Source organism: Tautonia sociabilis, assembly GCF_003977685.1.
Classification (GTDB): Bacteria; Planctomycetota; Planctomycetia; order Isosphaerales; family Isosphaeraceae; genus Tautonia; species Tautonia sociabilis.
In genome coordinates, this window is record NZ_RYZH01000014.1 from 23462 (window position 1) to 50154 (window position 26693).

The window sequence follows — 26693 nt, forward strand, 5'->3', positions numbered from 1 at the left end:
CCCTCGATCCTACCGGCCGATCCCCTTCCTCGCACGGGGAAACCGGGGGAGTCGGCTCGACGACCTCGGGAGGGCGGTAGAATAGGGAAGGCTCGGCTCGGCTCGGCTCGGATTGAACGCGACCCTCTCCCTTCTGGACGACTTCGGGGCGAACGCTCGGCATGGCTCGATCGCGCTACATTGTTGGCATCGACCTGGGCACGACCAACTGCGCCGTCGCCTTCGTGGACACGAAGGGCCGCGCCCGGCCGACGGCCGATCTCCGGCCGTTCCCGGTGCCGCAGCTTGTCGCGCCGGGGGAGGTGGCGTCGAGGCCGATGCTCCCCTCCTTCCTCTACCTGCCGGCGGGGCCGGAATTGCCGCCGGGGGCGGCCCGGCTGCCTTGGGATCCGGACGCCGATCGGATCGTTGGGGAGTTCGCCCGGTCGCAGGGGGCTCGGGTGCCGGCTCGACTGGTCGCCAGCGCCAAGAGCTGGCTCTGCCACGCCGGCGTCGACCGAGAGGCGAACATCCTGCCCTGGGGGGCGGCGGAAGACGTCCCGAAGGTTTCCCCGGTCGCCGCCTCGGCCGCGTTGCTGACCCACATCCGGGATGCCTGGAACCACGAGGTCGCCCGGGGAGACGCCTCGGCGAGGCTGGAGGCCCAGGAGATCGTCCTGACCGTGCCCGCCTCGTTCGACGAGGCGGCCCGGGAGCTGACCGTCTCGGCGGCGAAGCAGGCCGGATTCTCGAACCTGACGCTGCTGGAGGAGCCGCAGGCCGCCTTCTACTGCTGGATCGTCACCCACCAGGAGCGCTGGCAGTCGCAGGTCAAGGCGGGGGAGCTGATCCTGGTCTGCGACATCGGCGGCGGCACGACGGACTTCAGCCTGATCACCGTGGTCGAGTCGCCCACCGGCCCCGGCTTCCGCCGGGTGGCCGTGGGGGACCATCTGCTGCTGGGGGGAGACAACATCGACCTGGCGCTGGCGCACCTGGTCGAGGCGAAGCTTGGCGGCGCCCGGCTCGACCCCGAGCAGTGGAGCGCCCTGCGGTACTCCTGCCGGTCGGCCAAGGAGCGACTGCTGGCCGAGGGGGGGGCGGATCGGGTGCCGGTGACGATCCCAGGCAGGGGGGCGAGGGTCATCGGCGGGAGCCTGCGGTCGGAACTGTCTCGGGAGGAGGTCCATCGGGTGGCGATCGAGGGGTTCTTCCCGGTCGTCCCCCGGGAGGCCGAGCCGGAGAAGGCCGGGAAGATCGGCTTCCAGGAGTTCGGCCTGCCGTTCGTCAGCGATCCGGCGATCCCGAAGCACCTGGCCGCCTTCCTCCGCCGCCACCGAGCCGAGGCGATCCTTCCCGAGGGCCACCCGATCGACGCCGACGGCCGACCGGCCCGGCCCGACGCGATCCTGTTCAACGGCGGGGCGCTGACCCCGGAGGTCGTCCGGCGCCGGCTCGTCGAGGTCGTTACCTCCTGGTTCCCCGATGAGCCGGACGGCTCCTACGCCCCTCGGGTGCTCGCCAACGAGTCGCTGGACCTGGCCGTCGCGCACGGGGCGGCCTATTACGGAGTGGTGCGGCGAGGCGGCGGCATCCGGATCGGAGGAGGGACGGCTCGGTCGTTCTACATCGGCCTCCAGACCGGAGACGGCGCCAACGGCACCCCCTGGCTCTGCACCGTGCCGAGGGACGCCCAGGAGGGGGACGAGTTCCATATCGCCGACCGCTCCTTCGAGTTGCTGGTTGACCGCCCGGTGCTCTTCCCGCTGGCGAGCAGCTCGGTGCGCCCGCAGGACCGGCCGGGGGACCTGGTGCCGGAGAACCCGGACTCGATCCTCGGCCTGCCGCCGCTGGCGAGCGTGATGCGAGTCGGGCGCAAGGCCAAGGCCGAGCGGGTGCCGGTGGAACTGGCCGCGAGGGTGACGGAGGTGGGGACGCTGGAGCTGTGGTGCCAGTCTCGGTCGGACGACCGGCGCTGGCGGTTGCAGATCCAGTTCCGCAACCCCGACGGGTCCGGCCCGTCGTCGCCGTCGTCGTCGCCAGCCGGTGCCGAGGACGGCGCCGAGCAAGACGTGCTGGAACAATCGCTTGTCGATGCGGCGGTCGCCGCGGTCAGGGCCGCCTTCGAGACGCCCGATCCGCAGGCCGAGTTCGGCGCCGCCCGGCTGGTCAAGCGGCTGGAGGACGTCCTTGAGCTGCCGAGGGACGACTGGCCGCCCTCGGCCCTGCGCGCCCTCTGGGAGCCGCTCCGGGAGGCCGCCGCCGAGCGCAAGCGATCCCCCCGGCACGAGCAGCGCTGGCTGAACCTGGCCGGCTACTGCCTGCGGCCGGGCGTCGGCTTCCCGATGGACCCGGTGCGGATCAAGGCCCTGTGGCCGACCTTCCACCAGGGGGTGTCGCATCCGAAGGATGTGCAGTGCTGGGTCGAGTGGTGGGTGCTCTGGCGTCGCGTGGCGGCGGGCCTGAACCGGGCGCACCACGATGAGATCTACCGCCGGCTCGCTCCGTTCCTGCTGCCGGGCAAGGGAGGGGTTGGCCCGGCGGCCAAGAAGCTGAACCGGCCGAAGCCGGAGCCGCACGAGCTGGCCGAGATGTGGCGCTGCGCCGCCGCGCTGGAGCGGCTGGAGCCGTCGCGGAAGGTCGCGCTGGGAGACGTGCTGGCCAGGGTCGTCGGCCGCCCCCAGGCGCCGAGGTCGGCGAGCTGGTGCCTGGGCCGGCTCGGCGCCCGGGTGCCGCTGTACGGGCCGGCGAACACGGCCGTCTCCCGGGAGGTGGCCGGACGGTGGGCCGAGGTGTTGCTGGGGGTGGAGCCGAGTTCGGAGAGGGAAACTGAAGACCTGGTCTTCGCCCTCTCCCAGATCGGCCGCGTCTCGTCCGACCGGGCTCGGGACCTCGACGAGGAGCTTCGCCTCCAGGTGATCCGTCGACTCGAGGCCCTCGGGGCCGATGAGGAGACGATCCGCCCGGTGCGGGAGTTCCACGAGCTGAGGTCGAAGGCCCAGGGAGTCGCGCTGGGCGATGCCCTGCCGGTGGGGCTGAGGCTGGTGGGGGATGAGGGCTGAGGGGAAGGGGAGCCGATCTCGAGGAGAGTTGCAGAGTTGCAGAGACGCAGAGTTGCAGAGACGCAGAGTTGCAGGGACGCAGAGTTGCAGGGACGCAGAGTTGCAGGGACGCAGAGTTGCAGGGACGCAGAGGTGCAGGGACGCAGAGGTGCAGAGACGCAGAGGTGCAGGGACGCAGAGGTGCAGAGACGCAGAGTTGCAGAGTTGCGGAAACGCGGCGTCGCAGAGCGGCAGGGCCGAGGGTCGCAGGGTCACAGAGAAGAGGATGAGCGAGTGTCGATCGAGTCCGACTCCGTCGGCGACCTCTGCCTCTCCTCCTCTCCGCCTCTCCTCCTCTCCGCCACTCCGCCTCTCCTCCTCTCCGCCACTCCTCCTCTCCGCCACTCCGCCACTCCTCCTCTCCGCCACTCCGCCACTCCTCCTCTCCGCCACTCCGCCACTCCTCCTCTCCGCCACTCCTCCTCTCCGCCACTCCTCCTCTCCGCCACTCCGCCATTCTGCCATTCTTTCATTCTGCCACTCTTTTTTTGCCATTCTTTCATTCTGCTGCTCTGCCATTCTGCCGTTCTGCCATTCCACCACTCCGCCACTCCGCCACTCCGCCGCGCTGCGTGAGATCGATTCGGGTCTCAACTCCGCATGGGCGAAACCCGAGGCCCGACCTACAATAGCCCGGTCTACCTCCGTCGCCCTGCCGATCATCGAGGGACTGATGGCCGATGCCCCCGCCCCGACGCTTGCCCCGCCGCGCTCGCTGAGGGACCTGACCCGGCTGATCCAGCACTCGGACGGCTTCCCCGAGGTGCTCGCCGCCCTGAAGAACGGGAAGGGGGGGGCGATCGACGGCGCCTGGGGGTCGGCCGCTCCGCTGGCGGCGGCGGCGCTGGCCTGGCACGCGCCGGGGCCGATGCTGGTGGTCATCCCTCACGTCGGCGACCTGGACGACTTTGCCGAGGACCTGGCCGCCTTCGCGGGGGTGTCGGTCGAGACGTTGCCCGCCTGGGAACGCCCGCCGAGCGAGGCGACGGCCGGCGACGAGCTCCTTGCTCGCCGGCTCCGGGTGGCTCGGCGGTTCCTGGACGATCCGCCCCGGGTCGTCGTTGCGTCGATGCAGGCGCTGATGCAGCCGGTGCCGACCCCGGCGGCGCTGGCGAAGGCGACGAGGTCGCTCCGGGTGGGCGAGACGGTTCCGGTGGAGGGGCTGATCGCCTGGCTGGTCGACCGGGGGATGACTCGGGTCGAGGTGGTGGAGGTCGCCGGGGAGTTCAGCCTCCGGGGGGGGATCCTGGACGTCTTCCCCCTGGATCGGGCGGAGCCGGTGCGGATCGAGTTCTTCGGGGATGACGTGGAGTCGATCCGGCCGTTCGACCCGGAGTCGCAGCGGTCGCTCGGGGGGCTGGAGGCGGTGGCGCTGACGGCGCCTTCGGCGGCGTCGAACACCGAGCCGGAGGCGTTGGGCCACCTGGCGGACTACCTCCCGGAGGGGGGCTGGGTGGCGCTGGTCGAGCCGGAGGACCTGAAGGAGCAGGGGGGGCACTACCTGGCCCGGGTCGAGCGGCGTCGGGGGCTGTTCACCGTCGAGGGGACCTTCCGGAGGCTGACGGAGCGGCCGTCGATCGCGCTGTCGGCGGTGGCGTCGAGCAGCCTGGAGACGACGTGCCGCTTGCGGGTGGAGAGCGTCGAGCGGTTCTCGGGAGAGCTGGCGAAGGTGAAGGCCGAGCTCGAGTCGGCCTCGGCGGGGCACCGGGTGCTGATCGCCTGCCACAACGCGGCGGAGGTCGAGCGGCTGGGAGAGGTGTTCGCCGACACCGGGCTCGTCCGAGAGGGGCGGCTGGAGCTGACCCTGGGGCGGGTGCGGTCGGGATTCCACCTGATCGACGCCGGCTTGCTTGTCATCGGCGATCATGAGTTGTTCGACCGGGCCGAGGTGCGCCGGGGAACCGGCCGCAGGAGGTACGAGAGCCGAGCGATCGACAGTTTCCTGGATCTGAATGAAGGGGATCTGGTCGTCCACGTCAACCACGGGATCGCTCGGTATCGCGGGCTTCAGTTGGTGGACAAGGAGAAGGGGGCCGGGTACGCCGAGGAGCAGCTTGTCCTGGAGTTCGCCGAGGGGACCCGGCTGTATGTGCCGATCGCGACGATCGACCTGGTGCAGAAGTACGTCGGCGGCGGGAAGGCGGACCCTCCGCTGTCGAAGATCGGGTCGTCGGCGTGGGAGAAGCGGAAGCGGCGAGTGGCCGAGGCCGTCGTCGACCTGGCCCAGGATCTCATTCAGATCCAGGCGCAGCGGGCCAGCTCGCCGGGCATTGCCTATCCGGCGGAAGATTCGCACTGGCTGGCCGAGTTCGAGGCGGCCTTCCCCTACCAGGAGACGCCGGACCAGCTCTCGGCGATCGAATCCATCAAGCGAGACATGGCCCAGCCCCGGCCGATGGACCGCCTGATCTGTGGCGACGTGGGCTACGGCAAGACCGAGGTCGCCATGCGGGCCGCCTTCAAGGCGGCCGACGCGGGCAAGCAGGTCGCCGTGCTCGTGCCCACGACCGTGCTGGCCGAGCAGCATCACCGGACCTTCACTCGACGGATGGCCGAGTTCCCCTTCCGGATCGAGGTCATCAACCGCTTCCGCCCCCGGTCGGAAGTGCGGCAGGTGCTCAAGGACACGGCGGCGGGCACGGTCGACATCCTGATCGGCACGCACCGGCTGGTTCAGAAGGACGTGGCGTTCCGGGACCTGGGCCTGATCATCATCGACGAGGAGCAGCGCTTCGGGGTCGAGGACAAGGAGTGGCTCAAGTCGCTGCGGGCCACCGTGGATATCCTCACCCTCTCAGCCACGCCGATCCCGAGAACCCTGCACATGGCCCTGTTGGGGATCCGGGACATCTCCAACCTGGAGACGCCTCCCCCGGATCGCAAGGCGATCGAGACGAGGATCACCCGGTGGGACGACGCGATGATCCGCCAGGCGATCCGCCGCGAATTGAACCGGGACGGCCAGATCTACTTCGTGCACAACAAGGTGTACGACATCCAATCGGTCGCCGATCGCATTCAGCAGCTCGTGCCCGAGGCCCGGATCATCGTCGGCCACGGCCAGATGGCCGGCGAGGAGCTGGAGCGGGCGATGATGGCGTTTGTCCGGCACGAAGCGGACATCCTCGTCGCCACGACGATCATCGAGAGCGGCCTGGACATCCCCAACGCCAACACCATCTTCATCCACGAGGCCGACCGCTACGGCCTGGCCGACCTGCACCAGCTCCGGGGACGGGTCGGGCGCTCCAAGAATCGCGCCTATGCCTATATGATCCTGGAGGAGAGCAAGTCGGTCACACCGAACGCGGTGAGACGGCTCAAGGCGATCGAGGAGTTCACCGATCTGGGCGCGGGGTTCAAGATCGCGCTGCGGGACCTGGAGATCCGAGGGGCGGGGAACATCCTGGGAGCGGAGCAGTCGGGACACATCGAGGCGGTCGGCTATGAACTCTATTGCTCGCTGCTCGAGGGAGCCGTCCGGTCGCTGACGGGCAAGGGGGAGCGGCCGAGGTACGACTGCTCGATCGAGCTGTCGTGGCGGGCGTACCTGCCGGCGGAGTACGTGCCGTCGCACAAGCTGAAGGTGGAGTTGTACCGTCGCGTCGGACGGCTCCGGAGCCTGGAGCGGCTGGCGGACTTCCGGCAGGAGCTGGTCGACCGCTTCGGCCCTCTGCCCGAGCCGGCGGATCACCTGCTGGTCGAGGCCGAACTGCGGATCCTGGCCGAGCACTGGATGATCAACCGATTGCATGTGGAGGACGGCTTCCTCGTCCTCTCCTACCGGAACGCGAAGCGCATCCAGGCGCTGGCGAGGCAGCATCCGCCGGGGATGGTCCGCATCGTCGACGGCAAGTCGGCGTATGTCCCCCTGGGGGACGACCGGGGGCCGGCCGCCATCGCCTCGCTCGCCCGAGCCCTGCTCTCGCCGCCGAAGCCGGCCCGGGAGGCCGTCCGAACGGAAGAGGGAGACGCGGCCGTCCCGGAGAAGGCCGCTCCGGTGTCCTCGCCCTCGGTGGCGATTCCCGCCGATCGAGCCGTCCCGGTGAGGCAGGGGCTCCAGGGGAGGACGAGGCGGAAGGCCTGAGATCGGAGCGGAAATCGCCGATGCGTAGCCCGTTCCGGCTCGGGGAGCGATGCGGTCGGATCCGGCCCGAGGCCCAGAGAAGGTCATCGCTCAAGACGGGGCCGATCGGCATGCCGAAGGTCGCCGGAAGGGGCCGCGCAAGACCGTTCCGGCGATGGCCTTGGCCCGATCCCCGAAGTCCGGGACGATCAGCGGACTCCATCCTGGACGGCGGGTCGAGGTTTCCTCGCACGATCCCCCGGAGCCGGGCCCTCGATCCCCCCAGCGTTGTGCCGATCCTGGGGGATCGAGATCGCCGACCTTCCGGGTCGCAAGGGAGGCCAGGGGGGGAGCCTCCCCCGGCTCCGGGGCCCGGCCGCGAACCTCCTCGGCAGGCGGGGTGTCGATTCCGAAGCAAGTCGGGTCGGGCGTCGACCCGGAACACCAGGCGCCCCGGGGAGCCCCCGGCGATGGCATCGGAGAAGACGCGGCGCAAGCGGGACGCGGTAGCCCGGAAGCGCGACGGCGGCAAGCCCGCCGCCGCCAGGGATGGCGACCGGCGCGACAAGCAGTTCGGCCCGATGGTGCGAAAGGTCCTGGAGGCCAAGCGGAAGGTCCAGGACTGGACGATCGACGACGGGCCGCCGCCGGGAGCCTGAAGGGACCGGGGAGAGGTCGCCGCAGGACGCGCTTGACCGCGACGGATCGCCGCGATACCGTACGCAATCGGCCCGATCGGGCCGGGGTCGCTCGTCGCGTCCGCCGAGAGGCGGGCGAGGATGTCGAGGGGCACCCCCGGCTCTCGGAAGGGATCGGGGCCGGGACTCAAGGAGGAGACGACGATGCCGACGCACGACCGTCGGGATGCCGCCGGGCGCCGGGCCGGTTCTCGGGGCCCGAAGATCCTGCGGTTCGAGCCGCTGGAGGGTCGCCAGTTGCTCTCCGCCGCGGCCGAGGCCGCCGCGGCCGGGGCCAAGGCCCCGGACCTGGTCGCCGTCTCGTTCCGGGCCGACCCCTATGGGGACTGGGGCACCGGCCTGACCGTCGCCGGCACGATCCGGAACCAAGGGGACGCGGACGCCTCCTCCCCCTTCAAGGTTGATGTTTACGTCTCGACCTCGGCCGACCGCTCGACCGGCGCCGTCCGGGTGGGCTCGATCTCCTTCGACGGCCTCGGGGCCGGCGCCGACGCGAACTTCGAGCAGGAGGTCGACCTGCCGCCGACCGCCCTGGCCGGCGTCGGCCAGGACGGGGCGGTGCACATCGGCCTGGTCGTCGACGCCGGGGACGCGATCCCCGAGTCGAACTCGGCGAATAACCTCGACCTGGGGCCGGGGATCGACTCGACAACCGTGCTGATCGTCCCCGACCAGCCGGCGAGCTTGGCCATCCGGTCGTTGCGCCTGGACAAGACCTCGCTGGAATGGGGAGACACGGTCCAGGTCACCGCTCGGGTCGAGAACACGCTGGGGGGCCCGGCGCCGGCGTCGACGGTGCGGGTCGTCCTCACGCCGCCGAACGTGGCGGTTGGCTCGGGAAACGAGGTGACCTTGGTTGGCGACCTCGAGGTGCCGGAACTGCTGCCGTACCAGTCGGTTGACGTGGTCGGGACGGTCCGGTTGCCCGACGGCCCTCCGCTGAGGTTCCCCGAGGCGGGCGGGTTTATCGCCCGGGCGGTCGCCGACGCCGACCACGACGTCAACCCGACGCTCGCCCCGCCGGCCCCGCAGGGCCGGGGGATCGACTGGGACGTCGTCTCGATCGCGCCCGACCCGGCCGCCAAGCCGGCCAACCCGAACGCCCCTCGGCCCGACCTGGCCGCCGGCAGCGTGCTGACCCCGGGCGCCACCCTGACCTGGGGAGGGACCTTCCAGGTCTCCTCGACGATCACCAACCAGGGGAACGCCGACGCCGGGCCGATCACCCTCCGCTACCTGCTCGGCGGCCCGAACGGGGAACTGACCAACGCCCTGGTCCTGGGAGACTCCCGGATCGATCCCGGCCTGCCGGCCGGCGCCTCGACTACCGTGACCCAGACGCTGAAGCTGCCCGGGAAGCTCCCCTTCGGCGTTCCGCTCGGCGACGGGCTGGGACGGATCATCGTCCAGGTCGACCCGGACAACGTCATCGATGAGGCCGACGAGGCCGATAACGCCGCCGGCTCGGCGGCAATGACGATCAGTCTGCCCACCCTCCAGGCCCCCGAGAGCCCCTTCCCCTCCTCTCCGACCCCAACCCCGACGCCGACCCCAACCCCGACGCCGACCCCGTCGCGACCCAACCAGCCCCCCACCGCCCGGCCGGATCAGCAGCAGCGGATCCAGGCGTATCGGGCCCGGTTGGAGGCCTTCCGCCAGCAGTTAGAGCAGCGCCGGCAGCAACTCATCGCCCGAAACCGCGATCGCCCCTCCCCAACGCCAAGGGGGCCGAGAGGAACCCCGTGGAACCAGGCCTGAGTCCCGAGCGATCGATCGATCGATCGATCAATCAAGGATTCCGGCGGGAGGTGATGTCCGCCGCACCGATCGTTCGCCGCCAAGCTTGCGGAACCATCGAATGGATCAAGGCTTCCGGAGAATCCAGGAGCCCGGGTTGCGGGGCCGAGCCGGGCAATCGACCCCGGCCGGGCCCCTCCCCTCCCTCGGAGAACCGGCCTCCCCTGCTCAAGCCGGGGGGGGCCCGGGCCGGGGCGGGAATGACGGGCTCGAGGATTCTCTCGGAGGGCATGTCTTCCGAGTCTTGTGCATTTGGCCCATTCCTGACCGATCCCGCAGATTGCGCACGTTCGAATTGGTCGGAACTGGCCTCCGAGAAAAGGGGTTATGGACTAGGTAAATTGTTGAAGAATGGCAATTTCCTGGCTATGCTTCCGGACAGGAGGCGAGCCAGCCCGAGCCGCACCGGGAGTGTCGATGGAGCCACCCGACGGGGGTGATGGCCCCTTCGACTGGAGGGGTGCCGGGGGCCGGACGTCGCAGGCCGAGTTCTGTCCTTCCTGTCGTGATGCACCTGCCTTGAGGAGCCCGCGCGATGCACCAGGAACGCCGGACGCCCGGCCCGATCGAGCGCGAGCGGTCGTCCGGGGACGCGATGGGGCCGGACCCCAACGCCGAGGCGACCTTTGTCCCGCACCGGTACGAGCCAAATTACGCCTACCCGCTGCTGGTGCTGCTCCACCGCCGGGGGGGGGATGAGCAGCAGCTCGTCGACGCGATGCCGACGATGAGCTGGCGGAATTACGTCGGGCTTGGCCTTCGGGGGCCCGAGGCCCTGACCCGGGGAGGCCGGCCCGCCGGGTTCGACTGGGGGCCGGCGTTCCGGCATCCCCGACGGCGCCCCGGCCCTCAGTGGGAGGAGCCGGAGCCCTCGGGGCTAATCTCCCGGGTGATGGCCGGCGGCCCGGCCGACCCGGTCGATGCGATCGAGGACGCCCTGTTCGCCGGTGTCCGCCGCACGATGCGGGCGCTTCATGTCCATTCCGAGCGGATCTTCCTGGTCGGCATCGGAGAGGGGGCGGCGGTCGCCTACCGGATCGGCCTGAGCCATCCGGATCGGTTCGCGGGCGTGGTGGCGATCAACGGCTGGATCCCTCGAGGGTTCCGGCCCCTGGCTCGGTGGCACGAGTGCCGGTCGCTCCGGATCCTGGCCCTCCACGGCCTCTGGAACGCCCGAGCCCCGCTGCAGGACGCCCGCAAGGACGTGGCGATGCTCCGCAACGCCGGGCTCCGCGTCGGCTTCCGCGGCTACGAGTCGGCCCGGGCGATCACCCCGATGATGCTCTCGGACATCGACTCCTGGCTGATCGACCAGTGCACGGCGCCGGTTGATTGATCCGGGATCGCGGCGGCGGAGCGAGGCCGAGGCCCTCCCCGCCGCTCGGGCCGGTCCTGCCCGGTCCTCCGAGGGATCGACCCGAGCGTCCGATCGAGCGGTCGGTTCCCGATCGCGGTTCGAGATGAGTCCGGGACCGGCGCGTCGAGTTGGGGGCCGGGCGGCGATCGTCGTCCGTGGGCCGCTCGGATCGATTTTCGACACGGGGGACGGTGGCGGGGGCTCGGCCTCTGGCCATCGCGTCTCGAAGATCGCGCCGCGAGGGACGGCGACGGCGGGTAGAATGGGGCCTCGAGGATGATGAGGCCCAACACCGGGCCGATCCGGGGAGCCGCAGGGAGTCGATCCGTGAACGTCCTGGTCATCGGCAAGGGGGGGCGCGAGCACGCGCTCTGCTGGAAGCTCGGGCAGTCTCCCCGGGTGAAGACGGTCTACTGCGCCCCGGGCAACGCCGGCACGGCCCGGGACGCCGAGAATGTGCCGATCGACCCGAAAGACTCAAAGGAGCTGGTGCGCTTCGCCAAGGCGCGGGACGTGGGGCTGACGGTCGTTGGGCCGGAGGAGCCGCTGGTCAACGGCCTGGTCGACGCGTTCCAGCGCGAGGGGCTGCGCATCTTCGGCCCGAGGAAGGACGCGGCGGAGCTGGAGGGAAGCAAGATCTTCGCCAAGGAGCTGATGAGGCAGGCCGGCATCCCCACGGCCGAGTTCCGCGTCTTCCGAGGAGCCCCCGACGCCGAGCAGTTCATCCTCTCCCGGGAGGTCGCCCTGACGCTCCGCCCCCGGGGACGAACCCCGGTGCGGGGGACGCAGCACTGCCGCACGGCGGCAGAGGCGATCGCGGCGATCGAGGCGATCCTCGACCCCCGGGAGGTGCTCGTCCCCGGCTCGGCCGAGGTGGAGATCGACGAGCGGGGCAAGCGGCGGTCGTTCAAGACGATCGAGGAGGCCCGGCGCTACGTCCTCTCCCGGCCGATCGGGCTGGTGATCAAGGCCGACGGCCTGGCGGCGGGCAAGGGGGTGGCCGTCTGCAAGGATCTGGGAGAGGCGCTGGATGCGATCGATCAGATCATGGTCCGCCGAGAATTCGGCCGAGCCGGCGACCGCGTCCTGATCGAGGAGCGGCTCGACGGCGTGGAGGCCAGCGTCCTGGCGCTGACCGACGGCCGGACGATCATCCCGCTGGAGTCGAGCCAGGACCACAAGCGCGCTTATGATGGCGACGAGGGCCCGAACACCGGAGGCATGGGGGCGTACTCTCCCGCGACGGTGCTCACTCCCGAGCTGATGGCCGAGGTCGAGCGGGAGATCCTCGTGCCGGTGGTGCATGCGATGAAGCGCTCCCGGCGCGCCTTTCGAGGCGTGCTGTACGCGGGGATCATGCTCACGCACCAGGGGCCGAAGGTGCTGGAGTTCAACGTCCGCTTCGGCGACCCGGAGATCCAGGCGATCCTGATGCGGCTGCGGTCGGATCTGCTCGACGCCCTGGAGGCGGTCGTCGACGAGCGGCTCGACACGATCACCCTGGACTGGGATCCGAGGCCCAGCGTCACCGTGGTGATGGCCGCCGAGGGATACCCCGGCCCTTACGAGCGGGGCCGGCCGATCAACGGGCTGGACGAAGCCGACCGGATCGAGGGGGTGAAGGTCTTCCACGCCGGCACGACGACCCGGAACGAGCCGCAAGGCCCCCGGATCGTCACCGACGGCGGCCGGGTGCTGAACGTGACCGCCATCGGCGAGACGGTCGCCGAGGCGAGGGAGCGGGCCTATCGCGCCGCCTCCTCCATCCGGTTCACCGGCGGCTGGTTCCGGCACGACATCGCCGACCGGGCCCTCAACCCCAAGGCCTCCTCCGGAGAGGACGAGACGGCCTGAGGCCCCGCCCCGGTCGGCCGTCGACCAACGATCCGATCAGGGTGAGATTCGATCCCGCGGGCCGGATCGCCGAGCAGGGCGGTTTGGTCTGGCCAGGACGGCTCGTCGTCCCGGAGCCGGGACGGTCGGATTCCATGCCCCCGGTTCTTTCTTCGGCTGCCGATCTGGCAGCCCGTCCGCGAGGCATGCCGTGATTGCTGTCTCTGCTGCCATTCTTGCAGGTCCGGGGCGGGGAGTCGCGGTCGGGGAGACGATCTCCGCGATCGGCTTGATCGCTCCGAAGTCCGGTGAGAAACGGAGGTTAAGTGCGATTCGTCGAGGTCAGTGGGCGGGCCGGAGCCCCTTGGCATGATTGATGCTCCGCTGCGCCGCTTAAGGTTCAGGACCTTCGACTGCGGCACGTCGTTGGAGTGGAGAGGCCGACGGGGATGGGCGGGTTGCAATGGCAAGGGCAGTGGGATCCTTTCCGGGAGATCCGCCAGGAGGTTGGTCGGCTGCTGGGCAACATCGAGACGATGAGCCTGCGGGTCCCGAGGCCGTTCCCGGCGATCAATCTGTACGACGAGGGGGATCGGTACTACCTGACGGCCGAGCTGCCGGGGATCTCGGCCTCGGAGATCGACCTGGGGATCGCCGGGCAGACCGTGACGATCCGGGGAGAGCGCCGTCGGCCGGAGGGGGTGCCCGAGGAGACCTACCGCAGGCAAGAGCGGCAGTTCGGCCGCTGGGCCCGGTCGGTGACATTCCCCGATCGGATCGACAGCGCCGGCGTCTCGGCCAGCTTCGCCCGGGGGATCCTCACGGTCGTCGTGCCTAAGAACGCCGACGCCCGGCCGAGGCAGATCGCCGTCTCGTCGGCCGAGTGACCAGGCCGACGGTCCCCCGCACTGGTTCCCCTTTCCCTGCGAGCGAGGCCCGATCATGCCCGCCCCTGAGCTTCCGATCCGGGTCGCTGACGGCCGGGACGACGCCGACCGCGGCGACGGGCTCGAACAGGGCTTCCCGGCGCGATCGCCGCGGCCGATCCGGCCGGGCCCTTCTCCCGTCTTCCGGACGCCTCCGATCGACATTTTCGAGGAGCCCGGCGGGCTGGTCCTGCTGGCCGACCTGCCGGGATGCTCCGAGGACTCGGTGTCGATCGAGCTGGAGTCGAACTTGCTGACCCTCCGGGCCGAGGCCTCCCGGCCGGTCCCGGAGGGAGCGGGGCCGATGCTGGAGGAGGCCCCCCCCGGGCCCTTCCAGCGGACGTTCATCCTCAGCGACGAGGTCGACCGTTCCCGGATCTCGGCCGAGCTGAAGCACGGGGTGCTCCGCCTCCGGCTGCCGAAGGCCGAGCGGGCCAAGCCCCGACGGATCGAGATCCGGGGAATGGACGGTGAGGGATGAGCCCCCGGATCCGGGACGCGGCCCGGGCGTCGGCTTGATCCCCTCCGGCGAGATGGGCATGATGGGCAGCCTCGCCGCCTCGCCACGTGTGGTAGAGTCGTGCAAAGGCTCTCCTCCGTCCGTCGTCCGCCCGGAGCGCGTTTTCTCATGGAGACCGAGAAGATCCTCTGCTTCGCGTCGATGATCGTCGCGGGGCTGGTGGCCTTGCTCTTTTTGCTCGACCTGATCCTCGGCATCTTCGGCCGGTACCTCGTCCTGGACATCTTGTTCGTCCTGGGCGCCGGCTTCGTGATCTGGCAGGGCATCGAGACGTACCGCGAACTCCGGTGACCGTCTGTCCGACCTCGCTCGGCGCGGTCAAGCTTGGGCCGCCCTCGGCGAATCGCCCCTCGGTGGATTCGTACCTTCCGAGGAGACCTCCGCATGACGGATGAGGCGCCGGAGCGGACTCAACCCGGGAGACGACGGCGGCGCTGGCTGCTCGCCGCCTGGCTTCCCCTGGCCATCCTTGCGGGAATCCCGCTGCTCGTCTGGTGCTCGACTCCCCGATTCCGGCCTTCCCCGGTCCCCGAGCCGAACGGCTACGACGCGCTGCTCCGGGCCGCCCGGTCGATCCAGGGGCCGATCCCCAACCAGGGGGAGATCGGCTCCGCCTCGCTCGAGGAGCTGCGCTCCTGGGTCGAGGCCAACCTCGGTGCGCTCCGGGACGCCGATGAGGCCCTCGACCTGCCGAGCGGAGTCCCCCTGTCCTTCTCTCCGTCCGACGACGAGACGATCCTTGCCGACACCGGGGCCTTCCGGATGCTCGGCCGCCTGATGCTGGCCGACGCGATCGTGGCGCATCAGGACGGGCGCGTCGCCGACTCGGCCCTCCGGTCGATCGCCTCCATCCGATTGGCCCGCCAGTCCAGCCGGAACGGCACCTCGATGCACTGGCTCACCGGAATGGCGATCGAGGACGGTTGCGGTCTCGAGGGGATCCGCCGGATTCGGGACGACCTCGATCCGGACCTGCGCCGGGAACTCCTCCGAAGGCTTCGGGAGTTCGAGGCCGATCGCCCCGACGTCGAGGAGGTGATCGCCCGGGACCGGGCCTGGGGAGAGGCCCGGCTCTCGAGGCGCACTCGCGTCGTCCTGAGGGTCGTCCCGTCCGTGAGACGGACGATGCAGGCCCTGGCCGTTCCGGCCTACGACGCGATGCGCGACGCGGATCGCCGGAACGCCGCGAGTCGCCGCCTGCTGATGATCGACCTGGCGATCCGATCGTACCGGGATCGGGTCGGCTCGCTTCCCGATCGGCTGGAGGATCTCGCTCCCGAAGAGCTCCCCTCGGTGCCGACCGATCCCTTCGCCGACGGTCCTCCGGTGGATCGCGTCCTCGACGGCGGGGACTCCTCCCAGTTGGATTCGGTCGGTCCCGAGGGCAAGGACGACGGCGGCGAGCGGTACCCGAAGGGAGAGGACTGGTCGAAGACGCCGGGAGACCTGGGCGTCGATCGTCCGGATCGGTGAGCTGGTGCCCGATCGATCAGGCGATCCATCAGCCCGACGTGCTGGCCTTCTTGGCTGCCGTCGTCGAGGAGGCCCGGAGTGCCCGGAGCAGGCCGGGCCAGGAGTGCTCCTCGGCCTCGGCGGCGATCGGCCAGCCGAGGCGACGGGCGGCGTCGCTCGTCACGGGGCTGATGCTCGCCAGTCGGATCGAGCCGGAGGCGATCCGGGATCGGGCCGAGGGAGGCAGCAGGGCGTGGAGCCGCTCCGTGATGGCGGAGCTGGTCAGGGTGATCCAGTCGATCGCGCCGCGATCGAGGCGCTGGAGCACGGTGTCGGGCAGGGCGTCGGCGTCGGCGTTGCGGTAGACGGGGATCTGCTCGACGATCGCCACCCGCTCCAGCTCGTCCTTCAGGACTGGCCGGCCGCGGTCGGCCCGGGCGAGCAGAACCCGACGGCCGGAGACGAGCGGTCGGAGTGCCTCGGCCAGCCCCTCGGAGCGGTAGGACCCGGGCACCAGGTCGGCCCTCAGGCGATACCCGGCCAGGGCCTCGGCCGTGGCCGGCCCGATGGCGGCGAGCTTCAGGCGGCCGAGGGCTCGGAGATCGAGGCCGAGGGCGGGCAGGCGGTCGAGGAAGTGGCGGACGCCGTTGCCGGAGGTGAAGACGAGCCAGTCGAAGGAGTCGAGCCGGGCGATGGCGTCGTCCATCGGAGCGGGGTCGTCGACCGGGAGGATCCGAACGGTCGGCGCCACCAGCACCTCGGCGCCGAGGGCCTCCAGGTCGGCGGCGGAGCGGTCGGCCTCGCCGATCGGGCGGGTCAGGAGAACGGATTGGCCGAAGAGGGGAAGGCGCTCGAACCAGGAGAGCGGCCCCCGGCGGTCAACGACCTCGCCGACGACGAGCAGGGCTGGCGAGCCGACGCGGTCCCCCGCCGAGCGCACCCGGTCGGGCAGGTCGAGCAGCGATCCGGAGACGGTGTGCTGGGAGGAGGTGGAACCGGAGCAGACCAGAGCGGCGGGGGTCTCGGGGGGCTTGCCCTGACGGACCAGCATCGAGCAGATGCCCGACAGGTGGCGGAAGCCCATGTAGAAGACGATCGTGCCGGGGAAGCTCGAGACGGCGGGCCAGTCGATCCGGTCGTCGGGGCCGCCGGGCTCGTTATGGCCGGTGAGGAAGGCGACGGCCGAGGAGGCGTCGCGGTGGGTGACGGGGATGCCGGCGTAGGAGGTGGCGCCGACTCCCGCGGTCACGCCGGGGATGATCCGGAACGGGATGCCGGCGGCCTGCAGCGCCTCGGCCTCCTCGGCCCCTCGGCCGAAGACGTAGGGGTCGCCCCCCTTGAGCCGGACGACGGCCTTCCCCTGCTGGGCCAGTCGGACGAGCAGGGCATTGATCTCGGGCTGCGGCACGGGGCACTTGCCGCGTCGCTTGCCGGCGAAGATGCGATCGGCGTCGGGGCGGGCGAGGTCGAGCAGGCGGTCCTGGATGAGGTGATCGTAGACGACCGCGTCGGCTCGGGCGATCGCCTCGGCGCCGGCCCGGGTGAGCAGGCCGGGGTCCCCCGGGCCGGCGCCGACGAGGGTCACCGTGCCAACGGGGATCGCTTCCGGGGCTGGAGGGGGGCTCATGGGAGGGCCTTCGCTTCGATCCGGGTCAGCAGGAGGCCGCCTCGCCGGGGCGGGAGATCGGTGGCGGGGCCGGCTCGACCGTCGGGGAGGGCTCGGCCGGGAAGGTCCGGCGTCGGGCCGGCTCGGGAAGCCTCAGGCAGGCCAGTCCGGCCAGCAGCGACGACGCGGCGAAGGTGCCGAAGGCGAGGTCCGGGCGGCCGATCCGCTCGCTGACGGCCATGATCCCCGCCACCAGGGCGCCGCCGAGGCCCCAGGTCACCCCCATCGTGATCGAGCTGGCGATCCTCGGCCCCTCGGGCACGAGCTGCTGGCCGTAGCTGATGTAGACCGGAAGCCCCAGGCCGACGATCAGCCCCAGCCCTCCCGAGACGGCCACCATCCCCGCCCCGACCACCGCCGGGCAGGCGGCCAAGAGCGGAACCGTCACCATCGGCAAGAGCCAGAGCACGAGGCGCTCCCGGCGTCGGCTGACCAGGGCCGCGCAGGCCAGGCCCCCCAGGCCGATCCCGCCGAAGAAGGCGGCCTGGACCAGCCCGATCCGGTCGTTGCCCGCCCCCCTGGCCTCGAGCAGGAACGCCAGGGCGATCGGCGCTCCGGCCGCCGGCAAGGTGCGGAGGATGCCGACGCCCATCAGCGTCCCCAGCCGGCCCCCGCTGACGCTGAGCAGCTCGGGAAGGGCGGCCCCTCGGCCGGAGGAGGCCGGGTCGTGCTTCGGCGTGCTCGCCCGGAGCCAGGGGACGAGGATCGCCACCAGGGCGATCCCCCAGGAGACGTTCCAGGCGAGCATCGGCAGACCGTACCGCTCCGACATCCAGCCGCTGCCGAGCGGGCCGAGCGACTGGCCGAGGAAGCCCCCGGTGGCGAAGATCGACATCGCCCGGCTGCGCGACTCGGGCATCGCCTGGCCGACCGCCGCCGCCGCCTCCGGGTGGAAGGCCGCCACTCCGAGCCCTCCCAGGATCAGCAGCGCCCCGAGCGCCGGCAGCGACGCCGACAGCCCAACCGCCCCCATGCAGGAGATTCCCAGCAGCGGGCCGGCCCAGAGAAGCCAGCCTCCCCGATGGCGGTCCCCGAGATAGCCGAAGACGAGCTGGCTGGCGGAGGTCGTCAGGCTCCAGACGAGGAACGCCGCCTGGATCATCCCCGCCCCGCCGCCGAGCCGGACCTGCAGGTCGGGCCAGAGCGGGTGGACCGAGGCCGCGAAGGCGTCGACGATCAGGTGCACCACGGTCAAGACCGCCAGGAAGGCCACTCCGCCCGCCGTCGCCCCTCGGATGCTCACGAACGCCCCCTTCGCATCGAACCGGTTCGGGACCTGCCGTCTGACGAAAATGACCCGCCACCGCGATGGACACGGGGGCGGGCCGATCGGTTCTCCCCCATGATAGCGGCGGCCGAGTCCGGCGGACAATCGGGGCGGCTTCGGCCCGGACGGGACGGGCCCCGCCGGAGTCGGCTCCGCTTGCGGGATCGGCGGGGATGTGCTACGAAGCCGCTCCGGATCCGGAGGGGGCGATCGCGCCCCCGACGATGGCCGGGGGGTCGACGGCGTGGACGGCGACGGCGATCGGAGCGACGTGCAGTTCTCGGGAGATCTGTCCGACCCGTGGGTCCGGGCGCTGCGATCGGCGATGCCGCCGGGGACCGTCGACCTCGACGGCTCGGAGCTGCCCGAAGGATGGGAGGCCAGCGATCCTCCCCGAGTGCTGGTGCTTCACCGAGCGACCCTCGGCGCGTTGGAGGCCGATCGGCTTCGGGAGGCCCGGCAAGGGGGCCAAGGGCCTCGGGTCGTGCTGGTCGTCGGCCGGCATGCCCGGTATCACCAGGTCATGGGCTGGTCGGGCCTGGTCGACGCGGTGCTCCCCGAGGCGACGGCTCGAGAGACGATCGCCCGGCATCTGGGGCTGGTCGGCGATCGAGCGCCGGGAGGCGGGGGCCGCCGCATCGCCGTGGCGAGCGGGCAGCTCGACCTGGCGCTGATGCTGGAGGACGTGCTGGCCGGGGCCGGCTACCGGCCGACTCGACGAGCCGAGGGGCCGTCGGGGGGGGACGAGCCCTGGGTGGTCTGGGACGTGCCCGTGCTGGAGCCCGACTGGTCGGATCGGCTGGCGGCGGCGGCGCAAGGCCGGGGAGTGGTCGCGCTGCTCGGGCTGGCCGACCGGGATCGCGTCTCGACGGCCAGACGCAGCGGGGCCCTGGCCTGCCTCGACCTTCCGGTCGATCCGGACGACCTGGTCTTCGTGCTCGACCGCCTGACCTCGGGCCCCTCCGCTCGTTCCGGTTCGCTCCGAAGGCGCCGGGCGCACGGCCCGCACCGGCACCGTGCTCGGCCCGAGGGGGTCCCGAACCCGGTGCTCGAGGGGAAGCCGAAGGGCTGAGCGAAGGGCGGAACCCGGGCGCGCCGGGGCGAGGAACGGCATGGCGGGAGGCCCTCGGGTGCGATAGGCTCGCCGGGCGAGGGGTAGCGGCCGGGCGCCCGACGGGACGGGGACCGGCCGGTGGTTGCTTGTCCCGAGAGGAGCAGACCGAGATGACCCCCAGGTGTTCCCGGAGGGCGATGCTCGGGGCCGCGACGGCCCTGGGATGGGTCGGGCGATCGGCCCGGTCGGCCGGAAGCGACGCGAAGCCGGCGGTGCTCGGGGGCGAGCCGGTGCGGCGCTCGGCGTTTCCGAGATGGCCGATCATTGGCGACGAGGACGTCCGGGCGCTGGTTGATGTGCTCAAGTCGGGCTGCTGGTACCGCGGCAACGGCGACCGCGTGGCGCGGTTCGAGCAGCAGTGGGCCGATCGGCTCGGTTCCCGGCACTGCGTGGCGACCGCCAACGGGACCAGCGCGCTGATCACAGCGCTTAACGCGCTGGAGATCGGGCCGGGAGACGAAGTGATCGTGCCCCCGTACACGTTCGTGGCGACGATCAACGCGGTGATCCTCCAGCACGCGCTGCCGGTCTTCGTGGACGTGGATCCGGAGACGTTTCAGATCGACGCGTCGAAGATCGAGGAGGCGATCACCGATCGGACCCGGGCCATCATCCCGGTGCACATCGGCGGCGCTCCGGCGGATCTGGACGCGGTGCTGGAGATCGCCCGCCGTCGAGGGCTGGCGGTGGTGGAAGACGCCTGCCAGGCTCCGCTGGCGGAGTGGCGGGGGAAGAAGGTGGGGACGCTGGGCGACCTCGGCTGCTTCAGCTTCCAGGCGAGCAAGAACCTCACCTCGGGAGAGGGGGGGGCCGTCAGCACCCAGGACGACCGCCTGTATGCCGAATGCCTCAGCTTCCAGAACAACGGGCGATCCGGCCCCGGCATGCCTGGCATCTTCGCCCGCAACGGGGCGAACCTGAGGCTCACGGAGTTCCAGGGGGCGTTGCTCGCAACGCAACTGGCGAGGCTGGAGCCGCAGTCGAAGACGAGGGAGGAGAACGCGGCCTATCTCTCGGAGCAGCTCCGCCGGATCCCGGGGATCACCCCGGCCCGCATGTACGAGGGCTGCACGAGGAACGCCTATCACCTGTACATGTTCCGGTATGATCCGGACGCATTCGCCGGCCTGCCCCGGTCGGGCTTCCTGAAGGCGATGGCGGCCGAGGGGATCCCGGCCTCGGGAGGATACGCGCCGCTCTACCGGGAGCCGTTCCTGGAGCGGGCGCTCGATTCGAGGGCGTATCGGTCGATTTACTCCTCGGCCCGCCTCGCCTCGTACCGGGAGCGGCTGGAGTTCCCGGGCAACGAGCGGCTGTGCTCGGAGGCCGTCTGGCTGACGCAGAACATGCTGCTCGGCTCGAGGGCCGACATGGACGAGATCGCCGGGGCGATCCGCAAGATTCAGGAGCACGCCGGGGCGATCGCGACGGCGTGACCAGGCCAGGCCGGGGCAGGCCGGGCCGGGCGCGGCGGTCGAGGGAGGCCGCGCCCGGCCGGTTCGATCCGGTCAGGCCTTCGGGGAGTACTCGGCGCCGCGGAGGGAGTCGAGCAGGGCTTTGGCGGCCTTGATCCCCTCGGGTTCGGAGAGGCGGTTCCCCTCGTACTCGATCCCGACATAGCCGTGGTAGCCGGAGTCGGTGACGATTTTCATCAGGCGGGGGAAGTCGAGGTAGAGTTCCTTGCCGTCCTGGAAGTCGTAGCACTTGGCGGAGACGCCCTTGGCGAAGGGCATCAGGCGGGCGACGGCGTCGTAGATGTCGATGGCGTAGCGGTGCTCGTCTCGGGGGCCCTCGGTGGCGAAGTTGCCGAAGTCGGGCAGGGTGCCGAAGTTGTCCATGCCCACGCCCCGGATCAGAGCGATTAGGGCATCGGGGTCGCTGGACGGGCCGCCGTGGTTCTCGCAAATGATGTTGATGCCCTGGGACTTGCCGTACTCGGCCAGGGCGGCGCAGCCATCGACGGCGACGGAGACGTCCGAGGCGCTGTAGTTGTCTCCGGTGTTGACCCGGATCGAGTGGCAGCCGAGGGCCTTGGCGGCGTCGACCCACTTCTTGTGGTTCTCGACGGCCTGGCGGCGTCGGGAGTTGTCGGCGTCGCTGAGGCTCCCCTCGCCGTCGATCATGATGAGCAGGCAGGTGACGCCCTGGTCATCGGCGCGCCGCTTCAGCTCGGTGAGGTAGGAGTCGTCTCGTGCCCGGTCCTTGAAGAACTGGTTGACGAACTCGACGCCCTCGATGCCGAACTCCTCTCGGGCGTCTCGGGGGAAGCCGAGGTTGGCCTGGGCGACCTTGGCGGGGTCGCGGTCCTCGAAGTAGCGGCGGTGCAGCGACCACTGGGCCAGCGAGATCTTGTAGTCGCCGATCGTGCCGGCGGCGGGGGAGCCCGAAACCTCCTGGGCGATGAGGCGGCCGGGCCGGAGGCCCAGGCCCAGGCCCAAAGCGGCACCGCCGGCGAGGGAGGCCCGGATGAAATCGCGGCGCGAGCGGATCGGATCGGTCATCGTGATTGGCTCCGGAGGGAGGAGCGGACGGCTCCCGGGATCGCCGGGGGACGGGAGACGGCGACGCCCTGGGGGCGAGTCTAGGGCCCGGCGGCTCGGGGGTCAATCGGCCGGAGCACTCCGATCGGCCGGGGATCGGCGGGGCCCGCCGGGGGGAGGGGCTCGGCGGCCCGGCTCGGCGCCACGATCGTGACAACGGCTGTCGTTCCGGGTCTAATCGGGGCACGCGACCGGCCGAGGGGCCGGTTCGTTCCGTCCCGACTTTCTCGCCTCGGAGAGACTCATCGTGATCGCCCCGACCGCCGCCGCGGCGCTGGCCGCCGCCCTGCTCGTCGTCCCGGGGGCCGACGACCGGCCGATCAACACGCCGCCCGAGGGCTTCACCGCTCTGTTCAACGGCTCGGACCTGTCGAACTGGAAGACCGACGGCGACGCCGCCGAGCACTGGACCGTCCAGGACGGCATCCTCCACTACGACGGCAAGGGCGAGAGCCTCGTCACCGCCAAGGACTACGGCGATTTCGAGCTGTTCGTCGACTGGAAGATCGGCCCCGAGGCCGACTCGGGCATTTACCTGCGCGGCAAGCCCCAGGTCCAGATCTGGGACCGCCCCGAGATTGGCTCCGGCGGCCTGTTCAACAACAAGAAGGGCCCGAGCAACCCCCTGACCGTGGCCGACAATCCGATCGGCGAGTGGAACACCTTCCACATCATCATGAAGGGGGAGAAGGTCACCGTCTTCCTCAACGGCCAGAAGGTGGTCGATGACGTCGTGCTGGAGAACTGGCCCGACTACGAAGGGCCGATCCCGGCCACCGGGCCGATCGAGCTGCAGCACCACGGCAACCCGCTGGAGTTCCGGAATATCTACATCAAAGAGCTCAACTGATCGTGGCGCCTCCCCCCGGTCCCGGACGGCCGAGACGTTCCGGGGCCGGCGGGCGGGGGGGCGGATGGCTGGCGGTCGGGGGGAGGGGGGCGATCGAGCGATGCGATATCGGACCTTCGGACGGACGGGCTGGAACGTCTCCGAGATCGGCTACGGCATGTGGGGGATGGGGGGCTGGACCGGCTCGAACGACGACGAGTCGATGGCCAGCCTGCGACGGGCCGTCGAACTGGGCTGCAACTTCTTCGACACCGCCTGGGGCTACGGCGCCGGGCACAGCGAGGGGCTGCTCGGCACGCTGGTGAAGGAGTATCCGGATCGGACGCTTTACGTCGCCACCAAGATCCCGCCGAAGAACTTCATCTGGCCGAGCCGTCGCGAGTTCTCCCTCGACGACTGCTTCCCTCCCGATCACATTCGGGAGTACGCCGAGAAGAGCCTGGCCAACCTCGGCCTGCCGCACATCGACCTGCTCCAGTTCCACGTCTGGGAGGACTCCTGGGCCCGAGACGACCGCTGGCAGCGCGCCATGGAGGACCTGAAGCGCGAGGGGTTGATCAAGGCCGTTGGCATCAGCGTCAACCGCTGGGAGCCTTGGAACGGCCTGGAGGCGATTCGGACCTGGATGATCGACGCGGTGCAGGTGATCTACAACATCTTCGACCAGGCCCCCGAGGATGAGCTGTTCCCGCTCTGCCGAGAGCGAGACATCGCCGTCATCGCCCGGGTGCCGTTCGACGAGGGGACCCTCACCGGCACCCTGACCCGAGACTCTCGATGGCCGGAGGGGGACTGGCGGAACACCTACTTCGTGCCCGAGAACCTGGAGGCGAGCGTCGACCGGGCCGATCGGCTCCGTCCCCTGGTCCCGGAGGGGATGTCGATGGCGGAGCTGGCCCTGCGCTGGATCCTCGTCGAGCCGACCGTCTCCACGATCATCCCCGGGATGCGGAAGCTCAGGCACGTCGAGGCCAACCTCGCCGCCAGCGACGACCGGCCGTTCGACCCGTCGTTGTATGCCGAGCTGCGCCACCATCGCTGGGATCGGACGCCGACGAGCTGGTCCCAGTAGCGTTCCGGGCTCGGCAGGCGACGCGACCAGGGAGGGGAGCATGCCTCGGATCGTCGATCGGGCCGCGCTGGGCCTGCTGCTGGCGGCGACCTTCGGCCTGAGGGCCTGGCTCCCCGACCAGCCGATCGTCGAGAACTACGTCGGCCGGCAGGTGCCGACGGCGATGGTGGCCCGGAACCTGGAGCGGGGTTCCGGGTTCCTCCGTCCTCAGCTCGACACCGGGCCGTTCCCGAACCTGTTCCTGGTCGAGCCTCCGGTGTACGCCTCGATCGTGGCGGGGGTGAGCCGGGCGGCCGGGTGGCCGATCGGGAGGTCGGGACGGCTCGTCTCGGCCTTGGCGACCTCGCTGGGCGCCTGGGGGCTGTTCGGCCTGGTCCGGAGGAGGGAAGGGGAGTCGGTGGCGCTGCTCTCGGTCGTCGTGTTCGCGACGATGCCGGTGATGATCCGCTACGGCCGGGCGGTGCAGCCGGATGCGATGATGATCGGCACGCAACTGGCCGCCCTGCGCTGCTGGGACGCCTTCGCCGCCGGCCGGGGGAGGGGGTGGCTGCTGGTCGGCTGGCCGATGCTGGCGGCGAGCCTGGCCTTGAAGGTGACGTCGGCGTTCGTCCTCGTGCCGCTGGCGGTGATCCTGGGCCAGCGGAGGACAAGGGGGATCGCCCTGGCGGCGTCGGCGATCGGGCCCGCCGTGCTCTGGTATCTGTACGCGGCGGGAGCACTGGCGGCGGGGGAGGGATCCCGGGCGTCGCTGGACAACGGGAGGATCTGGCTGTCGGTGCTGGTGCCGTCGGCCCTGCTTCGGGCGGAGACGTACCGCTCGGCGGCGTCGTACCTGATCGGCCGGACGTTCACGCCGATCGGCCTGGTGATGGCGGGCCTGGGGTGGTGGCGTCGGCCGGTCGACCGGCTCTGGTGGGTGTGGGGGGTGTCGGCGGCCCTGACGCTGGTGGCCTTGGCGGGGAAGTGGCACCACGAATACTATTGGATGGTGCTGGCGCCGGTCCTGAGCGTTGGGATCGCCCGAGGCCTGGCCCGGCTCGCCGCCCCTGGGCGGCTCGGAAGCGGGGGAGCCTGGGCGGTCGGGGCGGGCGGGCTGGTCCTGGCCGGGCTCTGCTCGGCCTCGACCTGGCAGACGCCGGCCGAGTGGCGGAGCCTCCCCGAGGCGGCCGAGGCCGTCCGGAGGCACGTCCCCCCCGGCGCGATGCTGGTCGCCCCCGAGGCGCTGCTCTTCGAGGCCGACCGCCTCGGCTGCCGGCTGGAGCATCCGATCCCGGCCGCTCAACGCGCCGCTGGCGAGTGGGGGGGCCGGCTCGACGACCCGGCCGACCCGCTGGCGCTGGTCGAGTTCTACCGATCCCGGGGCGCCTCGTTCCTGGCCGATCTCGGGCCCGGGCCCGAGGACGACCCCGACCCGCGTCGGGCCGCGATCCGGGAGCAAGCCCGGCGCCGCTATCGCGTGCTCGACGACCGCCCCGGCGTGTTCGTGGCCAAGCTGGTCCCGGGCCCCGAGGCCGACGGAGCCTTCCATGCCGAGCAAGAAGCCCGATCCGTCCGCTCCCTCCCCCAAGGCCCCGGCCGACAGCCCGGTGACCCCGCCGACGCTCCTGCGCTGGAAGCGAGAGGGGCGCCGGGTCGTCATGCTGACGGCCTATGACTTCACCACGGCCCGGCTGCTCGACGAGGCGGGGGTCGACGCGCTGCTCGTGGGAGACTCGCTCGGCACGGTCGTCCAGGGGCACGCCACGACCCTGAAGGTCACGCTCGACCAGGCGATCTACCACGCCGAGATGGTTGCCCGGGGCGCCCGCCGGGCCCTGGTGATCGGGGACCTGCCGTTCGGCAGCTACCATGAGTCCCGGAGGCAGGCGATCCGGTCGGCGTGCCGGATGCTCAAGGAGACGGAGTGCCAGGCGGTGAAGCTGGAAGGCGGCCGACGGATGGCCAAGACCATCCGGGCCGTGGTGGAGGCCGACGTGCCGGTGGTCGGCCACGTCGGCCTGACGCCGCAGTCGATCCGACACCTGGGGGGCTACAAGGTCCAGCGGGATGCCGACGCGATGCTCGCCGACGCGGTCGCCGTGGCCGAGGCCGGGGCGTTCGCGATTGTGCTGGAATGCGTCCCGACGGAGATCGCCGGGAGGATCACCGAGACGCTGCCCATCCCGACCATCGGCATCGGCGCCGGGCCGAGGTGCGACGGCCAGGTGCTGGTGACTCCTGACCTGCTCGGCCTCTTCGAGGGATTCCGCCCGAAGTTCGTCCGGCGGTACGCCGAGCTGGCCGGGGCCGTCCGGGAGGCGGCGGGGCGCTATGCCGAGGACGTCCGCGGCGGCTCGTTCCCCGCCGAGGCCGAGAGCTTCCGCTGAGCCGTCGCCGCCCGAGCCGTGCCGAGCGTGTTGACCGCCCCTGGCGGCCGGGTTAGGTTCGGGTCCGGGGTCGTGCCGGGTCCCGAGCC

20 protein-coding genes are annotated in these 26693 nt (G+C 71.1%); 16 read left to right on the forward strand and 4 right to left on the reverse strand.

From position 1 onward, the window contains the following. Positions 1-161 precede the first annotated feature (161 nt). Complete coding sequence (locus TsocGM_RS08875) at positions 162-3041, forward strand: Hsp70 family protein (protein ID WP_126724956.1); 2880 nt, start codon at positions 162-164, stop codon at positions 3039-3041. 251 nt (positions 3042-3292) lie between these two features. Here the strand turns inward: TsocGM_RS08875 and TsocGM_RS08880 are convergent, their stop codons facing one another. Further along, on the reverse strand, positions 3293-3631 hold the full coding sequence (locus TsocGM_RS08880; protein WP_233578640.1) for a hypothetical protein: 339 nt from the start codon (positions 3629-3631) through the stop codon (positions 3293-3295). Between the two features lie 122 nt (positions 3632-3753). On the opposite strand from TsocGM_RS08880, the gene mfd reads away from it, so the two are divergent. From mfd to TsocGM_RS08925, 9 genes are all read left to right on the forward strand, one after another. After that, positions 3754-7167: a transcription-repair coupling factor gene (mfd, locus tag TsocGM_RS08885; RefSeq protein WP_126724958.1), complete on the forward strand. Its 3414-nt coding sequence runs from the start codon at positions 3754-3756 to the stop codon at positions 7165-7167. A gap of 449 nt (positions 7168-7616) precedes the next feature. Further along, entirely contained in the window at positions 7617-7805 is a 189-nt protein-coding gene (locus TsocGM_RS08890) for a hypothetical protein (RefSeq protein ID WP_126724959.1), read from the forward strand. A 183-nt stretch (positions 7806-7988) separates the two neighbouring features. Then, positions 7989-9602 (forward strand): CARDB domain-containing protein, encoded by a 1614-nt coding sequence (locus TsocGM_RS26940; protein WP_158633448.1) that lies wholly within the window; start codon positions 7989-7991, stop codon positions 9600-9602. Positions 9603-10176: 574 nt separating this feature from the next. After that, positions 10177-10977 (forward strand): alpha/beta hydrolase, encoded by an 801-nt coding sequence (locus TsocGM_RS08900; RefSeq protein WP_233578643.1) that lies wholly within the window; start codon positions 10177-10179, stop codon positions 10975-10977. A gap of 348 nt (positions 10978-11325) precedes the next feature. After that, complete coding sequence (gene purD / locus TsocGM_RS08905; protein ID WP_126724961.1) at positions 11326-12852, forward strand: phosphoribosylamine--glycine ligase; 1527 nt, start codon at positions 11326-11328, stop codon at positions 12850-12852. Positions 12853-13280: 428 nt separating this feature from the next. Beyond that, positions 13281-13718, forward strand: coding sequence for an Hsp20/alpha crystallin family protein (locus TsocGM_RS08910; protein WP_126724962.1), 438 nt, complete (start codon positions 13281-13283; stop codon positions 13716-13718). Positions 13719-13773: 55 nt separating this feature from the next. After that, a complete protein-coding gene (locus TsocGM_RS08915) occupies positions 13774-14238 on the forward strand; it encodes an Hsp20/alpha crystallin family protein (protein ID WP_126724963.1) in 465 nt (154 codons plus the stop codon). Positions 14239-14385: 147 nt separating this feature from the next. Next, positions 14386-14568: a hypothetical protein gene (locus TsocGM_RS08920; RefSeq protein WP_126724964.1), complete on the forward strand. Its 183-nt coding sequence runs from the start codon at positions 14386-14388 to the stop codon at positions 14566-14568. A 93-nt stretch (positions 14569-14661) separates the two neighbouring features. After that, positions 14662-15750: a hypothetical protein gene (locus TsocGM_RS08925; RefSeq protein ID WP_126724965.1), complete on the forward strand. Its 1089-nt coding sequence runs from the start codon at positions 14662-14664 to the stop codon at positions 15748-15750. Between the two features lie 28 nt (positions 15751-15778). On the opposite strand, the gene cobA is transcribed toward TsocGM_RS08925, so the two are convergent. Both cobA and TsocGM_RS08935 read right to left on the reverse strand, forming a co-directional pair. Beyond that, entirely contained in the window at positions 15779-17356 is a 1578-nt protein-coding gene (cobA, locus tag TsocGM_RS08930) for a uroporphyrinogen-III C-methyltransferase (protein ID WP_126724966.1), read from the reverse strand. A gap of 25 nt (positions 17357-17381) precedes the next feature. Next, positions 17382-18638, reverse strand: coding sequence for an MFS transporter (locus tag TsocGM_RS08935; protein ID WP_126724967.1), 1257 nt, complete (start codon positions 18636-18638; stop codon positions 17382-17384). A gap of 199 nt (positions 18639-18837) precedes the next feature. Here TsocGM_RS08935 and TsocGM_RS08940 point away from each other — a divergent pair, with 199 nt between their 5' ends. Both TsocGM_RS08940 and TsocGM_RS08945 read left to right on the forward strand, forming a co-directional pair. Further along, entirely contained in the window at positions 18838-19734 is an 897-nt protein-coding gene (locus tag TsocGM_RS08940; RefSeq protein WP_126724968.1) for an ANTAR domain-containing protein, read from the forward strand. A 152-nt stretch (positions 19735-19886) separates the two neighbouring features. Beyond that, positions 19887-21212, forward strand: coding sequence for a DegT/DnrJ/EryC1/StrS family aminotransferase (locus tag TsocGM_RS08945; RefSeq protein WP_126724969.1), 1326 nt, complete (start codon positions 19887-19889; stop codon positions 21210-21212). A gap of 72 nt (positions 21213-21284) precedes the next feature. Here the strand turns inward: TsocGM_RS08945 and TsocGM_RS08950 are convergent, their stop codons facing one another. Continuing rightward, entirely contained in the window at positions 21285-22277 is a 993-nt protein-coding gene (locus tag TsocGM_RS08950; RefSeq protein WP_126724970.1) for a sugar phosphate isomerase/epimerase family protein, read from the reverse strand. A 286-nt stretch (positions 22278-22563) separates the two neighbouring features. Here TsocGM_RS08950 and TsocGM_RS08955 point away from each other — a divergent pair, with 286 nt between their 5' ends. From TsocGM_RS08955 to panB, 4 genes are all read left to right on the forward strand, one after another. Beyond that, the gene (locus TsocGM_RS08955; protein WP_199756730.1) at positions 22564-23166 is read left to right on the forward strand and encodes a 3-keto-disaccharide hydrolase; all 603 of its coding nucleotides are present in this window, start codon (positions 22564-22566) and stop codon (positions 23164-23166) included. 100 nt (positions 23167-23266) lie between these two features. Continuing rightward, complete coding sequence (locus tag TsocGM_RS08960; protein ID WP_126724972.1) at positions 23267-24238, forward strand: aldo/keto reductase; 972 nt, start codon at positions 23267-23269, stop codon at positions 24236-24238. 40 nt (positions 24239-24278) lie between these two features. Further along, positions 24279-25892: a glycosyltransferase family 39 protein gene (locus TsocGM_RS08965; protein ID WP_126724973.1), complete on the forward strand. Its 1614-nt coding sequence runs from the start codon at positions 24279-24281 to the stop codon at positions 25890-25892. Then, positions 25825-26604, forward strand: a complete 780-nt coding sequence (gene panB / locus TsocGM_RS08970; protein ID WP_199756735.1) for a 3-methyl-2-oxobutanoate hydroxymethyltransferase — start codon at positions 25825-25827, stop codon at positions 26602-26604. Before TsocGM_RS08965 ends, panB begins: the two co-directional genes overlap by 68 nt. The last annotated feature ends 89 nt before the right edge of the window (positions 26605-26693 follow it).

What these genes read in the sequence shown, in the direction of transcription:
- mfd (WP_126724958.1), top strand. Translation starts at nt 3,754, where the DNA reads ATGGCCGATGCCCCCGCCCCGACGCTTGCCCCGCCGCGCTCGCTGAGG.
- TsocGM_RS08890 (WP_126724959.1), top strand. Translation starts at nt 7,617, where the DNA reads ATGGCATCGGAGAAGACGCGGCGCAAGCGGGACGCGGTAGCCCGGAAG.
- TsocGM_RS08915 (WP_126724963.1), top strand. Translation starts at nt 13,774, where the DNA reads ATGCCCGCCCCTGAGCTTCCGATCCGGGTCGCTGACGGCCGGGACGAC.
- TsocGM_RS08945 (WP_126724969.1), top strand. Translation starts at nt 19,887, where the DNA reads ATGACCCCCAGGTGTTCCCGGAGGGCGATGCTCGGGGCCGCGACGGCC.
- TsocGM_RS08965 (WP_126724973.1), top strand. Translation starts at nt 24,279, where the DNA reads ATGCCTCGGATCGTCGATCGGGCCGCGCTGGGCCTGCTGCTGGCGGCG.
- TsocGM_RS08875 (WP_126724956.1), top strand. Translation starts at nt 162, where the DNA reads ATGGCTCGATCGCGCTACATTGTTGGCATCGACCTGGGCACGACCAAC.
- TsocGM_RS08950 (WP_126724970.1), bottom strand. Translation starts at nt 22,277, where the DNA reads ATGACCGATCCGATCCGCTCGCGCCGCGATTTCATCCGGGCCTCCCTC.
- TsocGM_RS26940 (WP_158633448.1), top strand. Translation starts at nt 7,989, where the DNA reads ATGCCGACGCACGACCGTCGGGATGCCGCCGGGCGCCGGGCCGGTTCT.
- TsocGM_RS08925 (WP_126724965.1), top strand. Translation starts at nt 14,662, where the DNA reads ATGACGGATGAGGCGCCGGAGCGGACTCAACCCGGGAGACGACGGCGG.
- TsocGM_RS08910 (WP_126724962.1), top strand. Translation starts at nt 13,281, where the DNA reads ATGGGCGGGTTGCAATGGCAAGGGCAGTGGGATCCTTTCCGGGAGATC.
- TsocGM_RS08900 (WP_233578643.1), top strand. Translation starts at nt 10,177, where the DNA reads ATGCACCAGGAACGCCGGACGCCCGGCCCGATCGAGCGCGAGCGGTCG.
- cobA (WP_126724966.1), bottom strand. Translation starts at nt 17,356, where the DNA reads ATGAGCCCCCCTCCAGCCCCGGAAGCGATCCCCGTTGGCACGGTGACC.
- TsocGM_RS08920 (WP_126724964.1), top strand. Translation starts at nt 14,386, where the DNA reads ATGGAGACCGAGAAGATCCTCTGCTTCGCGTCGATGATCGTCGCGGGG.
- TsocGM_RS08960 (WP_126724972.1), top strand. Translation starts at nt 23,267, where the DNA reads ATGCGATATCGGACCTTCGGACGGACGGGCTGGAACGTCTCCGAGATC.